The following is a 19392-nucleotide window of genomic DNA, read 5'->3' on the forward strand; positions in this document are numbered from 1 at the left end:
CATGGCACGCATCACACTAGCTGTAACGGGATCGATTTCGGCCTATAAGGCAGCTGATTTAAGTAATGAATTGACCAAGTTAGGGCATGAGGTTACTGTACTGATGAGCCGGTCAGCCACACAATTTATCAGCCCACTTACTCTACAGTCTTTAACAAAAAATCCAGTTCATACTGATATCATGAAAGAAGAAGACCCGTCTTCTATCAAGCATATTGACTTAGCAAAAAATACAGATTTGTTTTTAGTTGCACCTTTGTCTGCCAATACCTTAGCCAAATTGGCCCATGGGATGGCAGATAACATTGTGACAGCGGTCGCCTTGGCTTTGCCAATGGGTGTCCCAAAATTAATTGCCCCTGCTATGAACACCAACATGTACCTTAATCCTGCAAGTCAACACAATCTACAGCTACTTCGCTCTTATGGCTTTGAAGAAATTAAGCCACGCGAATCCTTGCTGGCTTGTGGCGACTTTGGGACGGGAGCTTTAGCGACAATCGATACCATCCTATACGAGGTTCAACAACGATGTCAAAAATGAGAATTAAAACCGAAACCACTGCGATGGAAGTTGTCGTTTGGGTAGGAGAATTGCTCATGGAAAGCGGCGCTGAAATCTACCGTATCGAAGATACCATGAAACGGATTGCGGCTCGACTTGGCATCCAAAATTTTGAAACTTATGTGGTCAATCAAGGAATCATCACTTCTGGTTTGGACAAGGAAGACAATCATCTAGGTAAGGCCTATACTACAAAAGACGTATCCATCCATATGGGGAAATTAGAAGCGGTTAATGCTCTATCACGCCAAATCGTCAAAGGAGAGGTATCTGACTTAGAGGATATTTCACAGCGGTTAGACAGGATTGAACATTTTCCAAAACAGTCTTTGTTACTGACTTTATTTGCCTATTTCTTGGGTGCAGGTGGATTTTCAATGGCGCTTGGAAGTGGTTTTCTCGACGCACTTGCATCTGCCATGACAGGATTGATTTTAGGGCTTGTCTATCATCTCATCTCTCCCAAAATTCATGCTGGATTTATTCATACCATTATCGGAAGTGCGGTTATCACGCTTTCTGCCAGTTTATTGCTTTATTTGCATGTCGGACAGCACTTGGGACCAATTGTACTAGGTGCACTGATGACCTTGATACCAGGAGCATTTTTTGTCAATTCTATCCGTGAATTTTCTCAAAACAATTATTCGACGGGGTTGACCTTACTCATGTCTGCCTTGTTATCTTGTATTTCACTTTCCGTTGGTGTGGTGACCGTGCTTGAAGCTCTTCCTTTTGCTGAGCAGATGACCGCAGCATTTACTAGCACGATTGCAACTCCAATGGATTTTGTGATTCGTGCCCTAACAGCTGCAGTTGGTACAGTCGCATTTGCCCTACTTTACCACGTTCCCAAGCGTTATCTAGTCTACATCGGTATCTTAAGCGGTCTTTCTTGGCTGGTCTATTTGCTTATCTTTGAGTACCATCACATAGATGCCCTGGCCGTCTTTTTTTCCAGTCTGATGGTGGCCTTTTGTTCCCGTTGGTTGGCTGTGCGTAAAAAATGCCCGATGACTTTATTTTTATCTACTAGCATTTTTCCGCTTATTCCTGGATTGAGCTTCTACCGGGCTGTTTATTTCGTATTGACTGGTGCAGATACTTTGGCTGTAGAATATTTGCGCATCAGCTTCATCACAGCCTTTACAATCGCTATTGCTATCGGCATTGTGCAGCAATTTTCGACAAATTATCCCCGCTTTTTTGCCCAAAAACAAGGGTAAGACCTGTTTATCTTCATTTTAAGGAGTATATTGTGAAACAAAATAAATCAAATCAAGTAGCTACTATTGCCATTTTCTTTGCAGTTATGTTGGTTATCCATCTGTTGAGCTCGGTTATTTTTAACCTACTACCATTTCCTATCAAGCCAACCCTGGTGCATGTACCGGTGATTATTGCTTCTATTCTTTATGGACCGCGTATCGGCGCTACATTGGGTGGACTTATGGGAGTGATTAGTATGGTCACAAATACAATCTTGTTTTTACCGACGAGCTATCTTTTCACCCCTTTTGTCCCAAATGGGAATTTCTGGTCACTCGTTATTGCAGTTGTGCCTCGCGTTTTAATTGGGATTACCCCTTACTTCACCTATAAAATGCTTAAAAATAAAGGTGGACTTCTTCTTGCAGGTGCCATTGGTTCTATGACCAATACTGTTTTTGTACTCGGTGGAATTTTTATCCTCTTTTCATCCGTCTACAATGGCAATATCCAACTGATGTTGGCAGGAATTATCGGCACAAATGCTATTGCAGAAATGGTGATTTCAGCAGCTTTGACCCTTGCCATCGTGCCAAATATGTTAAAACTAAAAAAATAAGGAAATAAGTCACGTGAGAGCGTGCTTTTTTCTTTTGAAAATGTTATAATGAAAGCGATTAACAAGATATTTTCAAAAAGGAGAAATACATGACCTATACAGAAAATTACCAAAAATGGCTTGACGTCGCAGATTTACCAGATTACCTCCGCGAGGACTTACTGGCTATGGACGAAAAGACAAAAGAAGATGCCTTCTACACAAATCTTGAATTTGGTACAGCAGGTATGCGTGGCTATATCGGTGCTGGTACCAACCGCATCAATATTTACGTCGTTCGTCAAGCAACAGAAGGCTTGGCAAAATTAGTTGAGTCTAAAGGTGAGGAAGCTAAAAAACGTGGTGTGGCTATTGCCTACGACTCACGTCACTTCTCACCAGAGTTTGCTTTTGAATCTGCTCAAGTCTTGGCAGCTCACGGCATCCAATCCTATGTCTTTGAAAGCCTACGTCCAACACCTGAATTATCATTTGCAGTGCGTCACTACAATGCTGTTGCAGGTATCATGGTTACTGCAAGTCACAATCCAAAAGAGTTTAACGGCTACAAGGTCTACGGTGAAGACGGTGGACAAATGCCGCCAGCAGATGCAGATGCCTTGACAGACTACATTCGTGCGATTGACAATCCATTTGAAGTTGTTTTAGCTGACCTTGAAACTGCAAAAGAATCTGGCCTTATCAAAGTCTTGGGCGAAGAAACTGACGCCCTCTACTTAGAAGAACTCAAATCTATCACCATCAATCCTGACTTGATTAAAGAATTTGGCCGTGATATGAAGATTGTCTACACACCACTTCATGGTACAGGCGAAATGTTGACTCGTCGTGCTTTGGCACAAGCTGGCTTTGAATCTGTTCAAATGGTTGAAGCGCAAGCTACTGCTGACCCAGATTTCTCAACTGTTGCTTCTCCAAACCCAGAAAGCCAGGCAGCATTTGCAATGGCAGAAGAACTTGGCCGTCAAGTAGACGCCGATGTCCTTCTAGCAACTGACCCTGATGCTGACCGTGTCGGTGTTGAAATCCGCCAAGCAGACGGTTCTTACTGGAACCTCTCTGGTAACCAAATCGGTGCACTCTTGGCCAAATACATTTTAGAAGCCCACAAACAAGCAGGTACTCTTCCAGAAAATGCAGCTGTCTGCAAATCTATCGTTTCAACTGAATTAGTGACGAAGATTGCTGAAAGTTACGGCGCAACCATGTTTAACGTCTTGACTGGCTTCAAATTTATCGCTGAAAAAATTCAAGAGTTTGAAGATACAAATAGTCACACCTACATGTTTGGTTTTGAAGAAAGCTTTGGCTACCTGATTAAACCATTTGTCCGTGACAAAGATGCCATCCAAGCTGTTCTCTTAGTAGCTGAAATTGCTGCTTACTACCGTTCTCGTGGTTTGACATTGGCTGATGGTATTGACGAAATCTTCAAAGAATACGGCTACTTTGCTGAAAAGACAATTTCTGTGACCCTTTCAGGTATGGACGGTGCAGCTGAAATCAAGAAAATCATGGATAAATTCCGTGGTAATGCACCAAAACAATTTAACCAAACTGAAATTGCATTGACAGAAGACTTCTTGGAACAAACTGCTACTTCTGCTCAAGGCGTTACTAGCCTTACTACACCACCAAGTAACGTTCTCAAGTACACACTTTCAGATGATTCTTGGTTTGCAGTCCGCCCTTCAGGTACAGAACCAAAAATCAAATTCTACATTGCAACAGTTGGCGATACACTTGAGGAAGCTGAAACAAAAATCGCAACTATTGAAAAAGAAATCAACGAATTTGTTGGATAAAATGAAAACCACCACTTGGTGGTTTTTTTGATGGATAAGTCACAAAAAAAGAGACTTTCGCCTCTTTGGGATTTCTAAATGGGAAGGTTCATTCTCTATAACAAGATAAATAATTAAAATTGTATTTAGCTACCCCTAATCTAACTTTCCTACTCTAAAATATGAATGATTAAAATAAGTCGTAACTGTCAATCAAATTTTTTTGAATACCAACAATAGACCTAGTAAAGCCTACTTGAGCGCATTAGCCTTTCTTATGATGTAGTAGGGTAGCAAGGCTAATAAAGTGATGATAAACAATAGATAAATGAATTTTAGTTGAGCACTAGAGAACAAACCTTCCTTTAAAGCAAAGGTTTTCTCGCCTATCATCATCTACTCTAGATATTTTCCTCCAAAATCTACAATGATGAGCACCGACCAGAAAACCAAGGAGTGAAAAGTAATACCTATGAGGGCACCTCCCTCATTTCGCTTACATTATATCTCTTTTTTAAAACGCTTTCAAGTTTTTGTGTGCAATTTTGGTAAAAAAATAATAAACTAATATCAGGTAAAAATAATCATATGAGAGACAAGACATGAACATCGAAATTACAAATGGAAACTACACAATCCAGTGGGGTGGGACTTATTTTATAGCTTTACAGGATTATCCGACGATTCATCCGGCAGAATTTGATAGGATAAGTAAATTTATTGCCTATGAAAAGTACTATCATCGAAAGACCGAGATTATTTGCAATAATAAATTACTTTTGGAGAAGATAACCGACTATGTCGCGCAGGATACTCCTGAATATCCCTTTTTCCCATTCTCCAAAGAATCAAGTGCGATTTATACTGAGGAAGGCCTTTGTTTAGTATCGGATTTTGTCAGTCACACAACTACTATCGATACAGCTAAACAGATTTTTACTGATGGCAAGCTATTGTCTGCGGTGCAAGCGTTGAAAAAATCTAGTACTGATTTGGTAATGGATTCTCGGAATGCAGCCAGCGATCCTGCAGATTACTTTGACTATATTATGTTTGCCTGGTCAAATGTAACATCTGGATACAGGCTTGCAATGGAACGCTTACTCCATCGAGCACCTACGGAAAACGATCTCAATGAGTTGTTTGTGCCGGGAGTCAGCTTTCATTTTCTCTATGAAAATTTAGCGAAGGAGCCCAACTTTATCTTTGATGGTTACCATCCTGTTAAAATCAAAGATAAGGTGGACTTAGATGGCTTATTATTTATCTGTGTGATTCCAGAGTAAAATAGATCAGAATTTGAAAATATAGTTCCAAATTCACTCAAATCAAGAGTAGTATATCTGAAGTATGATGGGGATGGATTAAAAAATTGGACTAAAAAAGTTTATCAAACCGTCACTGAGTAGAATGATTTATAAACAAGAAAACAGCAGTTTGTCTATCACAATTCTGCTGTTTTTATTTTATTTGTGTTTTGCTTTGCCCTTGAGATAGGAATCCCACATTTTTTGCTGGGGTTTGGCAAAGGGGTAGGCATGAAAATCTTCGACGGAAACCCAACGTAACTCGCGGTCCTTATCCACCTTGTCTTCTTCCACAATGCCTTCAACCAAGTCAACTTGCCATTTTCGGTGACTAAAAATATGTTGAACCGGTTGAAATTCTTGCTCCAGCCATTGAACTTTCTGTCCGTAATTTTTTTCAAATAAACCCAAGATATCCACTACTTCTACGACTTCAAAAAGATTGATTTCTTTTGTGCTGGAAGAAGATTTTTCAATCAAGGGAAAAGACCAAAAACCAGATAAGAGGCCTGCATCTGTATTTTTTTCAAGTAAAAATTGGTTAGCCTGATTGCGGATGATATAGGCCTGATAATAGACGGGCGTCGGCTTCTTCTTAGGAGCTTTGATCGGATATTTGTCCATGGTTCCGTGCAAATAAGCTGCGCTAAACTCCTTAACCGGGCTATCCTCTGGACGTGGATTAACAGGTGATTCAATGTCAGAACCTAAGTCCATCAGAGCCTGATTAAAGTCTCCCGGACGTTCAGGGTCAATCAAAATCTCCATCATAGCTTGGAAAATTTTTCGATTGCTAGGAACACCGATATCATAATTGACCTCAAAAAGACGACTTAGCACCCGCATAACATTGCCATCCACCGCAGGCTCAGGTAAATTAAAAGCAATACTGGAAATAGCTCCCGCAGTGTAGGGACCAATTCCTTTTAAGCTTGTAATTTCTTGGTAGGTAGTGGGAAATTGTCCATCAAAATGCTCCATCATCTGTTGAGCCGCTGTCCGCATATTGCGCACACGAGAATAGTATCCCAGTCCCTCCCAGACTTTGAGGAGGGTTTCTTCATCTGCTGCTGCCAAGTCCGAAATGGTCGGCAAGCGATACAAAAAACTTTCGTAATAGGGAATGACAGTATCTACACGCGTCTGTTGCAGCATTATTTCTGATACCCAAATAGCATAGGGATCTGAAGTTCTACGCCAAGGTAGGTCACGCTTGTTGGCATCATACCAGTCCAACAAAGCCTTACGAAAAGCTCGAATCTTCTCATTCGGCCACATCTCAATTCCATACTCATTCAAATCTAACATATATCCAGTATATCATAAAAGGGAGTGGGAAAGAACTCTGACTAATCAAAAAGAGTTCGTCTTCCCACCCCCGCACAGTTGAATTGTTCCCTGACTTTGGACCATTTGGTAATAGAATCCCTTGCTTGCCATCAGGCTATCGTGATTGCCTTGTTCAACAATCTTGCCGTCGACCATAACCAAAATGATGTCAGCTGACTGAATGGTTGACAGACGGTGAGCAATGATGAAACTAGTCCGCCCGTCCATCAGTTTATCAAAGGCTTCTTGGATGTAGACTTCCGTCCGTGTATCAATGGAAGACGTCGCTTCATCTAGGATTAGAATTTTCGGCACTTTGACAAAGATACGTGCAATAGCCAGCAATTGTCGTTGCCCTTGAGAGAGCGACTCGCCTGCATCGGCTAGATAGGTGTCATATCCGTTTGGTAATTGGCGAATAAAGAAATCAGCATTGGCTGCTTTGGCTGCTTCCACGACTAATTCTCGGGTTGCATTTGGATAACCGTAGGCGATATTTTCATGAATGGTAGCTGTTTTAAGCCACGTTTCTTGGAGCACCATACCAATTTGACGGCGAAGCGAGTCCCGACTATAGTCTGTAATTGAATTGCCATCTATCAAGATTCTCCCTTGATTGGTATCATAAAATCGCATGAGGAGGTTAATCAAGGTTGATTTACCTGCGCCCGTTGGTCCTACGATGGCTACTGTGCTCCCAGAAGGGATAGTGAGGTTGAGGTCTTCAATCAAGGATTTTTTAGCATCGTATGAAAAGGCGACATTTTCAAAATCAAAAGCTCCCTCTACATCTGAAAATTGCAGTTCCTTGACATTATTTTCCTGAATGGAAGGCTGCTCCAAAATATCAAACAGGCGTTCTGCACAAGCCATGGCACTTTGTAACTCGGATAAAACCGAGGAAATGTCATTAAAAGGCTTGGTGTACTGATTGACGTAGTTGAGGAAGGTCGTCAAAGAACCGACCGTAAAAGTCCCCTGCATAATCCGCCATGCCCCCAGACCCGTCAATAAGGCATAAATTGTCGCATTGACAAATCGAGTCGTTGGATTAATAGTCGATGAGGCAAAGATCGCTCGTTGGGAATGCTGTGCATACTGTTGATTTACAACTTCAAAATCAGCTGTAGATTGCTCTTGCGCATTGAAAGCCTGAATCAAGGAAAGATTTCCCATGCTTTCTTCCAGATAAGTCGTTTGCTCCCCACGCGACTGAGTTTGCTGACGATAATAAAGGTAACTTTTTTTGGCAATAAATCGAGCCATAAAGAGAGAGAGCGGAGTCAGAGCTACAACGATAAGCATCATCAAGCTATCCAGCTGGGCCATTGTGATAATGGTAAAGAGAATGGTTAAAATGCCAACTAAAAATTGATTAAAAATCATGACCAAACCATTTGTCAGCTGTTCACTGTCTGAAGAAATCCGAGCAACTATATCGCCAATACTTTGACGGTCTAGGTAGCTAAGTGGTAATTGGTGTAGTTTCTCAAAAACTTGCTGGCGTAAGTCTGCCATGACGGCGTAGATAATTTGATTGGTCAGTAGAGGGATTACCCACTGGATAAGAGTATTGCCGGCTACTACTGCTAGCATTTTCCATAGAATAACCATAACAGGAGCTAGTCCTTGACCGGCCAATATGGTATCAATAGCCTGCCCCATTAGGATGGGAAGATAGACTGTTAGCAGCACTTGGACAAGCGTTCCTAGCAAGATAAGCCCAAGTCGGAGAGGGTATTTGGTCATCAATTTCAGTAATTTTCCAAGGATTGGTTTCGTCTCTTTTTTTCTCATGACGCACCTCCTTTATTTTGCTGAGAATGATGGATTTCTTGGTATACAGGGCAATTCTCGAGCAATTCTTCATGTCGACCAAGGCCAGCCTGCTGTCCTTGGTCTAAGACTAAAATCTGATTGGCGTGACGCAAACTATTGGTCCGCTGCGAAATCATGATCAAGGTCTGAGAAGGCAACTCGTGACGAATAGTTGTCAACAAACGACTTTCTGTCAGATAATCCAAAGCCGATGTCGAATCGTCCAAGACCAAGATTGGGGCTTCTTGTAAAATAGCTCTGGCAATGGTTAATCGCTGCCGCTGTCCGCCTGAAAAATTCTGCCCAAAGGCTTCTACTCTTGCATCTAGACCGCCTTTTTCGACCACAAATTCCTTGGCTTGTGCAATGGTCAGAGCCCACCACATCTTCTCTTGAGAAACATCTGACAATCCCAAGGTCAGATTCGAAGCGATACTGCCGCTGAATAATTGGGCTTTTTGAGGAACAAAGGCAAATAATTCTCGCCAATTTTTCAGATTCTGAGGGCTATAATCATCTTTGTAGACAGTAATTCTACCTGTATCTGGTTGATAAAAACGCAGCAATAGTTGAATTAGACTAGATTTACCAGAGCCAGTTCCTCCGATAATACCGAAAAAGTCGCTCGCTTGCAAAGAAAAATCTATATTTTCCAAAGACGGCTCTACGGCTGTTGGGTAGGTAAAAGTTGCTTTTTGGACAAGAATTGCCTGCCCAGGTATTGTGCTCTTTTCCCGCTCCAAGATAGCTTCTAAATCCTCTGAATCCTGCTCAAAGATTTCCTGAACTCGTTGGGCACTGATAAAGGTCTGATTTAAAGCAGTAACAACCATAACCAGCTTGACCAACTCGACCAGTATCTGCAAGAGATAATTGATCAAAGCAACCAACATACCAACTTCCAAAGCATTTGCTGCGATAGAGATTTGGCCCTTCCAAATCAAGACAACCAAGGTCAGATTGACCACCAAGTAAGTTGCCGGTGTCAGCAAGGCAGACCAGTATCCTGCTTGAACTTGCAAATGTTGATAAGAAGTATTTTTCTCCGTGAAACCTGCAATTTCCCGATTTCGTTGGCCGAAAGCACGAATTACACGCATACCCAAACTATTTTCACGTACAGATTTGACCAACTGATCCAGTCCAAGACGAATCGTAGCAAAATAACGAGAAGAAATCCGCGAAATCACGATAACGATGGCAAATAAAATGGCAATCATCACCACAAATAAGATAGACAAGCGTGGACTAATCCGAAAAGCCATCAAGAGAGCTCCAAATACAACAATTGGAGCACGCAGAAAGAGGCGAAGGAAGGTATTGATTCCAGTCTGAATCTGCAAGCTATCACTGGTCAACCGAGTCAAAAGACTAGAGGTGGACAGCTGGTCTTGATTGGCTTTTGGAAGAGAAAGTACTTTCTTATAAAGTTCTTGAGTTAATTGTTTTGTATAGCCTACCGCCGCCTTTGCCGAATAATACTGGGCAATCAAGGCAACGACAACTCCAACAACTGCTAATCCCATCAATAATAAAACCATGGCAACCAAGTTTCCCTGATTGCCATGTGGAATAATCTGATCAACAATTGCCGCAATCACCAAAGGGACAAACAACTCAAAACAAGCTTCGAGTAGCTTAAACAAGGGAGCAAGACTGGCTTCCTTGACATAACCTTTGAAATAACGCAATAATGATTTCATATTTTAAAACGCATCAACTGCTTGTGCTGCAGTGATAATCCCCAATTTGTATACATCTTCTGAACTACAGCCACGAGACAAGTCATTAACTGGTTTGTTCAATCCTTGGAGAACTGGACCTACCGCATCAAAGCCACCCAAACGTTCTGCAATCTTGTAAGCGATGTTTCCTGCTTCAATAGCTGGGAAGATAAATACATTAGCTTGACCTGCAACTGGGCTGTTTGGTGCTTTCAAACGAGCAGTGTTTGGCTCAAGAGCAGCATCCATTTGCAATTCACCGTCAATCAAAAGATCTGGGCGAAGTTCGTTTGCGATACGAGTTGCTTCTACAACTTTATCAACGTGCGGGCCTGAACCTGAACCTTTTGTTGAATAAGAAATCATAGCAACTTTAGGGTCGATACCAAATGTTTCTGCAGTCGCTGCTGAGTTGATTGCAATTTCAGCCAATGTTTCTGCATCTGGATCAATATTGATGGCACAGTCACCAAAGATGTATTTGTGCTCATCTTTAACCATGAGGAAGACACCTGAAGTACGTTTCACACCTGGTTTTGTTTTGATAATTTGAAGGGCAGGACGAACAGTATCTGCTGTTGAGTGAGCCGCACCTGAAACCATACCTTCAGCCAAGCCCATTTGCACCAACATAACACCAAAGTAGTTGACATCACGCAAAATAGTATCTGCTTGTGCTTCGTCCACTTTACCTTTACGAAGGCTAACGAATTCTTGCTTCATTGTTTCAAAATTAGCATAATCGTTTGGATTGATAACAGTGATACCTGGGTTTGAGAAACCAAATTCTGTCAACAAAGTGTGTACTTCTTCTGGTACACCCAAGATAATTGGCTCAGCCAAACCTTCAAATTTCAAACGAGCAGCCGCACGAACAACACGCTCATCTGTTCCCTCTGGGAAAACAATACGAAGTTTTTTGCCGACGATTTTATGCTTCAATTCACCAAATAAGTTCCGAATTTCCATTTTATACCTCAAATTATTATTCATTTCTTGATAATGATAACGCTTTGAATCCTATTTGTCAAATGCTTCATCTTCTTTCTGAAAAGAATCTATAATTGCTTTAAAATCAGCTGGTAGTGTACTTTTGAGCACCAAGTTTTTTTCTGAAAAAGGATTGAAAAATTCCAACCGATGACAATGCAAAGCCTGCCGCTCAATTCCATAATCCAAGCTTCCACCGTAGAGGTCATCTCCTAAAAGCGGAAAACCGATATGGGCAAAATGCACTCGAATTTGGTGGGTCCGTCCTGTATGGAGCTGGATATCCACCAAATACACATCTCCCCAGGATTGTACAACCTTATAAGAAGTATGAGCATACTTGCCCGATTTTGTCACACCTCGAGTGATGATGCTATCATCTGGACGTCCAATGGGAGCAATGATATCCCCTGTTTCCTCAAAATGTCCCGCTCCACGCACTAAAGCATAGTAGCGTTTATGGATTTGCTTTGCTTGTAGTTGTTTATCAAGGCGAGCATGGGCATAGCCATGCTTGGCAAAAAGCATGAGGCCTGAGGTATCCTTATCCAAGCGAGTCACGATGTGGACCCGCTTATTTTCGTAGTTCTGCTGCAAATAATAAGCCTTGACAAAGTTTGCGATGGTATTTGAATGCAAACTACTCGGAATAGAAGCCACACCATAGGGCTTTTCAATAATCATAAAATGCTCGTCTTCATAGACAATATCCAAAGGAACATCAACAGGTGCTAAACTCCCAGTCACATCTTCTTCGCTGGGAATGTCAATGGTAACACGGTCTCCAATTTCTACAAGGAAAATGGCATTCTGCCGAACGCCATTCACCTGAATATCCCCCCCAGCAAACTTGATTTTTGCTAGAAGTGACTTAGAAATATCATGCTTTTTCAAGAGATTTTTGACCTTCATCCGCTGATCAACAATAAATTCAAATCGCATTATTCCACCTCTCCAATAAAAGCATCCTTGACGCGATTCCAGAAACTGGTGTGGCGAGGAGTAGCTACGAAATTGATTTTATGGTTGTCAATTTGATAATCAATTTGTTCAATATTATCGTAGACAAAGGTACGGTTATCAATAGCGATTGAATAACGGTCATCGTGTTGCGGGTCGATGATAATTTTATCTTTTTTAGGCACTACAATCGAAGAACCCAGTGTCCGATAGACACGATTGTTTAGGCTAGCTACTTCTGCAATTTGCAAGGCTTCAATAGTCGGATGTAAGACGGCACCGCCAAGTGATTTGTTGTAGGCTGTTGAACCTGTTGGCGTAGAAACTGCAATTCCATCGCCACGGAATCGCTCAAAAGGCACCCCATTGATATGGATATCTGCCACCATTGTCTTGGACAAGCGCTTAATCGTCGCTTCGTTCAATGCGCGAGCAGTCACAACACGCCCATCAATCATCCGAATTTTCACATTGAGGATAGGGTACGACACTTTGGCACCTGTATCCAACTTCAAATTCTCGACCAATTCATCAATCTCAAAATTACGATAGTCCGTGTAAAAACCAAGATGCCCTGTATGAACACCTACAAAACGGACTTTATCAAGAATATTTTCATATTTATGAAAAGCGGACAAGAGCATACCATCTCCACCAATCGAAATAACGATATCCGGATTTTTAGGTGTCATGATAAAATTCGCATCTTTTAATTTATTCCATAATTCCTTGGAAACAGCTTCACTTTTCGGGTTTCTGCTACTGAGCAGGGCAATTTTTTTTCTATCTGTATTCTTCATCTGTATCATCACTATTTCCAACACCGTCATTTAATTTGCGGTGAGCAGGATCAAAAAGAGCTTGTGCTTCTTGAATATCGTCGCGGATTTTCCGCATTTCTTCGTCTAATTGATAGGCAATTTTCGCAGTTACTTCTAGGCGCTTTTTGATTTCTTCCGGGAAATTCCCCTTGTACTTGTAATTGAGCGAATGTTCAATTGTTGCCCAAAAATTCATGGACAAGGTCCGAATTTGAATCTCTGCCAAAACGATTTTATTTCCATTGATAGTATCAACTGGATACTCGATCACCACATGGTAGGAACGATAACCTGAAGTCTTCATGTTGGTAATATAATCGCGTTCATGAACAATCTGCATATCCTTGCGCTGGCGAATAATTTCCAAAACTTCTTCCACGTCATCAACGAACTGCACCATGACCCGCACGCCGGCAATATCCTGCATGTCTCGAGCTAGATTTTCTTCCTTGATGTGGCGTAAAACCATCTTTTCCTTGATGGATTCAATCGGCTTAACACGACCTGTTACAAACTCAATTGGTGAATGACGATTCGCCTTGCGATACTGCTTCCGAATCCCACGTAACTTAATTTTTAGCTCGCCTACTGTTTGAATATAGGGATCTAAAAATTCTTCCCAGTCCAACTCCATCTATTCTCCCTTCGAATTCTCTTCTTGTAAAAATTTCATTTTTCGTATAGAATAACAAAGACTATTATATCATATGAAAGGCATTTCCTCTACTGAAAATGAACCACTTAGAAATTGAATACAAAACACTGCTAACACAAGAGGAATACCTGAAATTGCAACCTCTCTTTTCTGATGTTGACCTTGTAGAGCAAACAAACTACTATATTGACACACCTGATTTTGCCATGAAAGCCAATCGTTGCTCTCTTCGCATCCGAACTTTTCACGATGCTGCTGAGCTAACCTTGAAAATCCCTCAAGAAATTGGCAATATGGAATACAATCAAAGCCTATCGCTTGCTGAAGCGAAAGAAATAATTGAAGCGTTCTACCTACCTGCAGGCACCATTAAGGATCTTCTAGCCGAAAAAGAAATCCCCCTCTCTGAGCTGGATGTTTGGGGATTCTTGACCACAAAACGCTTGGAAAAAAGAACAGCCATCGGCCTCATGGCCTTGGATGAAAACAATTATCTCGGACAAACCGACTACGAACTCGAAGTCGAAGTTGGCGATGCAGATGCTGGAAAAATTGCTTTTGATGATTTTCTATCCAGCCACAAGATCCAGTTCAAATATGCTAGCAGCAAGGTTGCTCGTACAGCTGCTCAAAAAAAATCAGTCAAATAGGCTGATTTTTATTTTTCAAACATGAAAAATATGGTAAAATTTGGTAAAATAGGACTATTGGAAAAATGTGTGGTCTGCTAGACCACCTCATAGAATGAAGGAGTTATTTTGTCATGGTACAACCCTACGGCGATAAACAAATCAAATTGTTCGCTTTAAATGGAAATAAGGAAATTGCTGAAAAAATCTCAGAAGTTTCTGGTATCCCTATCGGAAAAATGTCTTCTCGTCAATTTTCAGACGGAGAAATTCAAATCAATATTGAAGAAAGTGTTCGTGGTGTTGATGTTTACATTATCCAGTCAACTAGCTACCCAGTGAATAACCACCTTTGGGAAGTACTCATCATGGTTGACGCTTGTGTTCGTGCCAGTGCAAACTCAGTTACAGTCGTCATGCCTTATTTCGGCTACGCTCGCCAAGACCGTACGGCTGCTCCTCGCGAACCAATCACAGCAAAATTAGTTGCCAATATGTTGGTGAAAGCTGGAGTTGACCGCGTTGTAACCCTTGACCTCCATGCGGTCCAAGTTCAAGGGTTCTTCGATATTCCGGTTGATAACCTCTATACTGTTCCACTCTTTGCTGAGCACTATACTAAAAAAGGTTTGACAGGTTCAGATGTCGTAATTGTTAGCCCTAAAAATTCAGGTATCAAACGTGCCCGTAGCTTGGCAGAGTACTTGGATGCACCAATCGCTATCATTGATTACCCACAAGATGACGCCGACCGAGCAGAAGGCTATATCATCGGTGATGTCGCTGGTAAAAAAGCAATCTTGATTGACGACATCCTCAATACAGGTAAAACATTCTCAGAAGCTGCTAAAATTGTTGAGCGTGATGGTGCAACTGAGATTTATGCCGTTGCCAGCCACGGTCTCTTTGCAGGAAATGCAGTTGAATTACTTGATGCTGCTCCGATTAAAGAAATTTTGGTAACTGATTCTGTTGCTAAACAAGAAGTGATGCCAAAAAATATTGCTTATCTGACTGCTAGCGAGCTCATCGCTGATGCACTACTCCGCATCCACGAACGTCGTCCAGTTAGTCCACTCTTTAGCTTCCAGAAAGAAAAGAAAAAACAATAGGAGGTCAGTCATTGATCTACTTGGATAATGCTGCAACAACTCCACTTTCAACAGTTGCGCTTGATGCTTTAATGCAGACTTCTCAGGAAATCTTTGGAAATCCGTCTAGCATCCACGCTTTTGGTCGAGCTGCTAATAAAGTGCTGCGCGAGGCACGTTACAGTATTGCAAACTCGCTAAAAACAAAGCCGGACAATATTATTTTTACATCTGGCGGCTCTGAGGCCGATACACTGGCTATCCAAGGCTACACCCTTGCCAATCAAGACAGGGGAAAACACCTAATTACAACTGCAATTGAACACCATGCCGTTCTTCATGTCATGGACTATTTGGAGAAACGATTTGGGTTTGAAGTCACCTATATCAACCCGATTGATCAGGAAATAACTGCTCAGCAAATCGCTGATGCCTTACGACCAGACACCATTCTTGTCAGTACCATGTTTGCTAACAACGAGACAGGCATGATTCTTCCAATTAAAGAAATCGGCCAAGTCTTAGCTGACCATCAAGCCGTTTTCCACGTTGATGCAGTACAAGCAATTGGAAAAATCCCGATTTATCCTGAGGAATTAGGTATTGACTTCCTTTCTGCTTCTGCCCATAAATTTCACGGACCAAAAGGTCAAGGATTTCTCTACAGTAGAATCCCAAACTTTGACTCCTTGATTCATGGCGGTAAGCAGGAAAGTCACCACCGAGCTGGTACGGAAAACCTAGCAGGAATTACAGCTATGGCTGCTGCGCTGAATGAACAGTTGCAACACCAAGAAGAATTTTACGAAACTGTCCGTCAATTAAAATCCTACCTGCTTGATGGATTAGACAATTTAGATTTCTTTGTTAATGAATCCGCCAACACGCTTCCATATGTTCTCAACATGGGATTTCCTGGACAACTAAATGAACAATTACTGATGCGTTTGGATTTAGCTGGCATTGCTGTTTCCAGCGGATCTGCTTGTACAGCTGGCGTCATTGAAAAAAGCCACGTACTGACTGCTCTTTACGGACCTGATTCTCACCGTCTAACAGAGTCCCTTCGCTTTAGCTTCTCGGAGCAAAACACCAAAAAAGAACTGGATATTGTCATTCAGACCTTAAAAGAAATGATTGGAGGCCAAGATAATGGCATTTGAAAAATCAGTCACTCTTAAAGATTGTGACTTCACTTATGAAATTAGCCCGTCTATTAAAAAATACACTTTGCGTGATAACACCTTCGAGCAAACAGCTGTGGGAAATTTCCAGCTAACTCGTATGCTAGAAGAAGTTCCAAATTCAAATCAAGGATTCTTCTTAAAAATTATCCTTAACAAAGATTTATCAGGTTTTAAAATCAATATCACTGACAAATCAGGTTTGAAACTGGTAAACATCTTTAAAGAAGGCTCAAACAAGGTTATTCAAGAGAAATTCTACTTCCTAATGGACAGTCTAGTTGACCGTGATATTTTCACAAAGAAGGCATAAATATGATTGAACTTCGTTATATTGACTCTTACAAACAAGAGCGTATTCAAACTTATGAACATTTTGATGACATTCTACTAGCTTTTTCGGGCTGTGTCACTGTTCCTGACCATCTCAAAGTATTGAGCTTAACACAAGACGGAAAAGACCTTGGATACAGTGGTTTAATCGGTGATTTGTATCACTTTTTGCAAGCGATTGATCCCAAAAATAACTAAGAAAAACCAAGTCATTATAGTGACTTGGTTTTTTCGAACTCTTATTGTTGCAATTTTCACAAACATGTTTTAAAATAAAGTATAAAATGCTGAATGGAGAAAAAGATTGTGAAAAATGGAAAAGAAACCGCTATTCCACGTGCAACAGCTAAACGCCTCTCATTGTATTACCGGATTTTCAAACGATTCCACCGCGAAAATATTGAGAAAGCGAGCTCAAAAGAAATTGCAGAAGCTATCGGAATTGACTCTGCAACAGTCCGCCGAGATTTTTCCTATTTTGGCGAGCTAGGTCGACGCGGGTTTGGATACGATGTTAAGAAATTAATGGACTTCTTCGCGGATATCTTGAATGATAATTCCATTACAAATGTGATGCTTGTCGGAGTCGGAAACATGGGACGCGCACTCCTTCACTACCGCTTTCATGAACGCAATAAAATGAAAATTGTGATGGCCTTTGAAGCAGATGGGCATCCTGCCATCGGAAGCAGCGATGAAAATGTTCCAATCTACGCCATTTCTGAGCTTCGAGACCGTATTGCAGAAGCAAATTCCAAAACAGCTATTTTAACTGTTCCAAGCTCAAAAGCTCAAGAAGTCACTGATGTCCTAGTTGAGGCAGGTGTGAAAGGGATTCTTAGCTTCTCCCCAGTCAATCTTACCGTACCAAAAGACGTGGTTGTTCAGTATGTTGACTTGACGAGCGAATTGCAAACACTACTCTACTTCATGCGGAAAAATTAGTTCTATGATACAACAGATACAACACATTATCGGAATTACAGGCAATCAATTTTTTGACCAAACAGATACCGTATCTCCACGGATGTCTTATGCAGCTACAGGATTTCCTGAAGCTGTGCGACAAGCTGGTGGCCTTCCCATTATCATGCCGATAGCTGACCCAGCTTATGCTGCAAGCTACATTTCCATGATTGATAAATTAATCCTAACTGGTGGGCAAAATGTTCTTCCTCAGTTCTACCAAGAAGAGCAAACAATTGTGAGCGATGATTACTTGCTGGAAAGAGATTTATTTGAACTAGCCTTGATAAAGGAAGCTAGATTGCAAGGAAAACCAATTTTAGCCATCTGTCGCGGTCTGCAGCTCTTTAATGTGGCTATGGGAGGGACACTTCACCAAGATATCCCTCAGCACTGGCAAGAAAGCCTAGCTCATGTGCCTCATCATTCTATTGACATTGCTGAAGACAGCCTCTTTGCTAAATTTTTTGGAAAATCCACTTTTATCAACTCTTTCCACCATCAATCTATCAAAGACTTGGCCAGTAATTTAAAGGTTGTTGCGACTTCTAGCCAAGATGGCATTATCGAAGCGGTCGAAACAACAGACAGTAGCCGATTTTTGGGAGTCCAATGGCATCCTGAGCTCCTCTGGAAATCTTCTCCACAGAACCAAGCCTTATTTGATTATTTTGTGCAAGAATTCTAAGAAAATTCACTTTCTTCACGAAAACTATAATAATCATCTTGCCCCACAATCAAATGATCCAGTAAAACGAGTCCTATCATGTCGCAGGACTCTTTTAGTTTGTCCGTAAAGAGCATATCGTTTTTGCTAGGCAAGACAGAGCCAGACGGATGATTGTGGATGATAATAATGGACGTCGCCATGCACTTGACTGCATAATGTAAAATCTCCCTCGGCTCTGCGATACTCCGATTCACGCTACCGATAAAAATCGTCCGCTGGGAAATGATTTTATTTTGAGTATTAAGGTAGAGTGCGACGAGATGTTCCTGTTTTTTCATCCCTATTTCCTGAATCATCTTGAGCCCCAGTTTCTCACTCCCTAAAATCTGCTCTCGTTGCGCAAGCTCTGACTTGTTAATCCGTTTGCCCAGTTCAATCATGGCTTTTATCTCAATAGCCTTGACTCGACCAATGCCCGTTATTTGCTGTAATTCTTCCAGCGACAAGTCTGCTAATGAAGATAGACTCTCTAATTTGGACAATAATTGATTGGAAACAACCGAAACAGGTTCTTTTTTCGTTCCAGTTCGAATGAAAATAGCCAATAATTCCTGATTGCTCAATTTATCAGCTCCTACTTCTACCAGACGCTCTCTCGGTTGCAACGCTTCTTCTTTAAATGAAATTTGATACATGCTATCCTCCTTACTTATCTATTCGAAAAAAACTGAAGTCAAA

At 41.3% G+C, this 19392-nt stretch carries 19 protein-coding genes and 1 pseudogene; 12 read left to right on the top strand and 8 right to left on the bottom strand.

What is annotated here, in order from left to right:
- Nucleotide 1 precedes the first annotated feature (1 nt).
- From coaC to ABID27_RS04710, 5 genes and pseudogenes are all read left to right on the top strand, one after another.
- Nucleotides 2–544, top strand: coding sequence for a phosphopantothenoylcysteine decarboxylase (coaC, locus tag ABID27_RS04690; RefSeq protein WP_354280600.1), 543 nt, complete (start codon nt 2–4; stop codon nt 542–544).
- The gene (locus ABID27_RS04695) at nt 541–1791 is read left to right on the top strand and encodes a threonine/serine exporter family protein (RefSeq protein WP_253364423.1); all 1251 of its coding nucleotides are present in this window, start codon (nt 541–543) and stop codon (nt 1789–1791) included. Before coaC ends, ABID27_RS04695 begins: the two co-directional genes overlap by 4 nt.
- Nucleotides 1792–1823: 32 nt before the next feature.
- Entirely contained in the window at nt 1824–2393 is a 570-nt protein-coding gene (locus ABID27_RS04700) for an ECF transporter S component (RefSeq protein WP_253364421.1), read from the top strand.
- A gap of 89 nt (nt 2394–2482) precedes the next feature.
- Nucleotides 2483–4198, top strand: coding sequence for a phospho-sugar mutase (locus ABID27_RS04705; protein WP_354280603.1), 1716 nt, complete (start codon nt 2483–2485; stop codon nt 4196–4198).
- Nucleotides 4199–4779: 581 nt separating this feature from the next.
- A pseudogene (locus ABID27_RS04710) lies at nt 4780–5586 on the top strand (phosphate ABC transporter ATPase).
- A gap of 57 nt (nt 5587–5643) precedes the next feature.
- On the opposite strand, the gene mutY reads toward ABID27_RS04710, so the two are convergent.
- Genes mutY through yjbM form a run of 7 tightly spaced genes read right to left on the bottom strand, consistent with a single transcriptional unit; the run spans nt 5644 to nt 13760 of the window.
- Nucleotides 5644–6792, bottom strand: coding sequence for an A/G-specific adenine glycosylase (gene mutY / locus ABID27_RS04715; RefSeq protein WP_354280605.1), 1149 nt, complete (start codon nt 6790–6792; stop codon nt 5644–5646).
- Nucleotides 6793–6837: 45 nt separating this feature from the next.
- Entirely contained in the window at nt 6838–8610 is a 1773-nt protein-coding gene (locus ABID27_RS04720; RefSeq protein WP_435533067.1) for an ABC transporter ATP-binding protein, read from the bottom strand.
- Nucleotides 8607–10334: an ABC transporter ATP-binding protein gene (locus ABID27_RS04725; RefSeq protein ID WP_354280607.1), complete on the bottom strand. Its 1728-nt coding sequence runs from the start codon at nt 10332–10334 to the stop codon at nt 8607–8609. The genes ABID27_RS04720 and ABID27_RS04725 overlap by 4 nt, the downstream gene beginning before the upstream one ends.
- 3 nt (nt 10335–10337) lie before the next feature.
- Entirely contained in the window at nt 10338–11324 is a 987-nt protein-coding gene (gene pta, locus ABID27_RS04730) for a phosphate acetyltransferase (RefSeq protein ID WP_253364403.1), read from the bottom strand.
- A gap of 51 nt (nt 11325–11375) precedes the next feature.
- Entirely contained in the window at nt 11376–12287 is a 912-nt protein-coding gene (locus ABID27_RS04735) for an RluA family pseudouridine synthase (RefSeq protein ID WP_354280609.1), read from the bottom strand.
- Entirely contained in the window at nt 12287–13105 is an 819-nt protein-coding gene (locus ABID27_RS04740) for an NAD kinase (RefSeq protein ID WP_253364399.1), read from the bottom strand. Before ABID27_RS04740 ends, ABID27_RS04735 begins: the two co-directional genes overlap by 1 nt.
- Entirely contained in the window at nt 13089–13760 is a 672-nt protein-coding gene (gene yjbM, locus ABID27_RS04745; protein WP_354280612.1) for a GTP diphosphokinase, read from the bottom strand. Before yjbM ends, ABID27_RS04740 begins: the two co-directional genes overlap by 17 nt.
- A gap of 98 nt (nt 13761–13858) precedes the next feature.
- On the opposite strand from yjbM, the gene ABID27_RS04750 reads away from it, so the two are divergent.
- The 7 genes from ABID27_RS04750 (at nt 13859) to ABID27_RS04780 (ending at nt 18672) form a co-directional block, all read left to right on the top strand.
- A complete protein-coding gene (locus ABID27_RS04750) occupies nt 13859–14431 on the top strand; it encodes a CYTH domain-containing protein (protein ID WP_253364396.1) in 573 nt (190 codons plus the stop codon).
- A gap of 113 nt (nt 14432–14544) precedes the next feature.
- A complete protein-coding gene (locus tag ABID27_RS04755; protein WP_253364394.1) occupies nt 14545–15522 on the top strand; it encodes a ribose-phosphate diphosphokinase in 978 nt (325 codons plus the stop codon).
- A gap of 11 nt (nt 15523–15533) precedes the next feature.
- Nucleotides 15534–16664: a cysteine desulfurase family protein gene (locus ABID27_RS04760; RefSeq protein ID WP_354280614.1), complete on the top strand. Its 1131-nt coding sequence runs from the start codon at nt 15534–15536 to the stop codon at nt 16662–16664.
- Nucleotides 16654–16998, top strand: coding sequence for a DUF1831 domain-containing protein (locus ABID27_RS04765; protein ID WP_354280616.1), 345 nt, complete (start codon nt 16654–16656; stop codon nt 16996–16998). Before ABID27_RS04760 ends, ABID27_RS04765 begins: the two co-directional genes overlap by 11 nt.
- A gap of 2 nt (nt 16999–17000) precedes the next feature.
- Nucleotides 17001–17216, top strand: coding sequence for a DUF4649 family protein (locus tag ABID27_RS04770; RefSeq protein ID WP_253364388.1), 216 nt, complete (start codon nt 17001–17003; stop codon nt 17214–17216).
- Nucleotides 17217–17309: 93 nt separating this feature from the next.
- Nucleotides 17310–17963, top strand: a complete 654-nt coding sequence (locus ABID27_RS04775; protein ID WP_253364386.1) for a redox-sensing transcriptional repressor Rex — start codon at nt 17310–17312, stop codon at nt 17961–17963.
- 4 nt (nt 17964–17967) lie between these two features.
- Nucleotides 17968–18672: a gamma-glutamyl-gamma-aminobutyrate hydrolase family protein gene (locus ABID27_RS04780; RefSeq protein ID WP_354280619.1), complete on the top strand. Its 705-nt coding sequence runs from the start codon at nt 17968–17970 to the stop codon at nt 18670–18672.
- Here the strand turns inward: ABID27_RS04780 and radC are convergent.
- Nucleotides 18669–19349, bottom strand: a complete 681-nt coding sequence (radC, locus tag ABID27_RS04785) for a RadC family protein (protein ID WP_253364382.1) — start codon at nt 19347–19349, stop codon at nt 18669–18671. The two genes, ABID27_RS04780 and radC, sit on opposite strands and share 4 nt — an antisense overlap.
- Nucleotides 19350–19392 lie beyond the last annotated feature (43 nt).

The organism is Streptococcus gallinaceus, assembly GCF_040545695.1.
Classification (GTDB): Bacteria; Bacillota; Bacilli; order Lactobacillales; family Streptococcaceae; genus Streptococcus; species Streptococcus gallinaceus.

Bases quoted from the DNA above. Each gene is read 5' to 3' on its own strand.
- ABID27_RS04740 (WP_253364399.1), bottom strand. From the start codon at position 13,105: ATGAAGAATACAGATAGAAAAAAAATTGCCCTGCTCAGTAGCAGAAAC.
- radC (WP_253364382.1), bottom strand. From the start codon at position 19,349: ATGTATCAAATTTCATTTAAAGAAGAAGCGTTGCAACCGAGAGAGCGT.
- yjbM (WP_354280612.1), bottom strand. From the start codon at position 13,760: ATGGAGTTGGACTGGGAAGAATTTTTAGATCCCTATATTCAAACAGTA.
- ABID27_RS04780 (WP_354280619.1), top strand. From the start codon at position 17,968: ATGATACAACAGATACAACACATTATCGGAATTACAGGCAATCAATTT.
- ABID27_RS04765 (WP_354280616.1), top strand. From the start codon at position 16,654: ATGGCATTTGAAAAATCAGTCACTCTTAAAGATTGTGACTTCACTTAT.
- ABID27_RS04695 (WP_253364423.1), top strand. From the start codon at position 541: ATGAGAATTAAAACCGAAACCACTGCGATGGAAGTTGTCGTTTGGGTA.
- mutY (WP_354280605.1), bottom strand. From the start codon at position 6,792: ATGTTAGATTTGAATGAGTATGGAATTGAGATGTGGCCGAATGAGAAG.
- ABID27_RS04735 (WP_354280609.1), bottom strand. From the start codon at position 12,287: ATGCGATTTGAATTTATTGTTGATCAGCGGATGAAGGTCAAAAATCTC.
- coaC (WP_354280600.1), top strand. From the start codon at position 2: ATGGCACGCATCACACTAGCTGTAACGGGATCGATTTCGGCCTATAAG.
- pta (WP_253364403.1), bottom strand. From the start codon at position 11,324: ATGGAAATTCGGAACTTATTTGGTGAATTGAAGCATAAAATCGTCGGC.
- ABID27_RS04720 (WP_435533067.1), bottom strand. From the start codon at position 8,610: ATGAGAAAAAAAGAGACGAAACCAATCCTTGGAAAATTACTGAAATTG.
- ABID27_RS04755 (WP_253364394.1), top strand. From the start codon at position 14,545: ATGGTACAACCCTACGGCGATAAACAAATCAAATTGTTCGCTTTAAAT.
- ABID27_RS04750 (WP_253364396.1), top strand. From the start codon at position 13,859: ATGAACCACTTAGAAATTGAATACAAAACACTGCTAACACAAGAGGAA.
- ABID27_RS04705 (WP_354280603.1), top strand. From the start codon at position 2,483: ATGACCTATACAGAAAATTACCAAAAATGGCTTGACGTCGCAGATTTA.
- ABID27_RS04725 (WP_354280607.1), bottom strand. From the start codon at position 10,334: ATGAAATCATTATTGCGTTATTTCAAAGGTTATGTCAAGGAAGCCAGT.
- ABID27_RS04775 (WP_253364386.1), top strand. From the start codon at position 17,310: ATGGAGAAAAAGATTGTGAAAAATGGAAAAGAAACCGCTATTCCACGT.
- ABID27_RS04770 (WP_253364388.1), top strand. From the start codon at position 17,001: ATGATTGAACTTCGTTATATTGACTCTTACAAACAAGAGCGTATTCAA.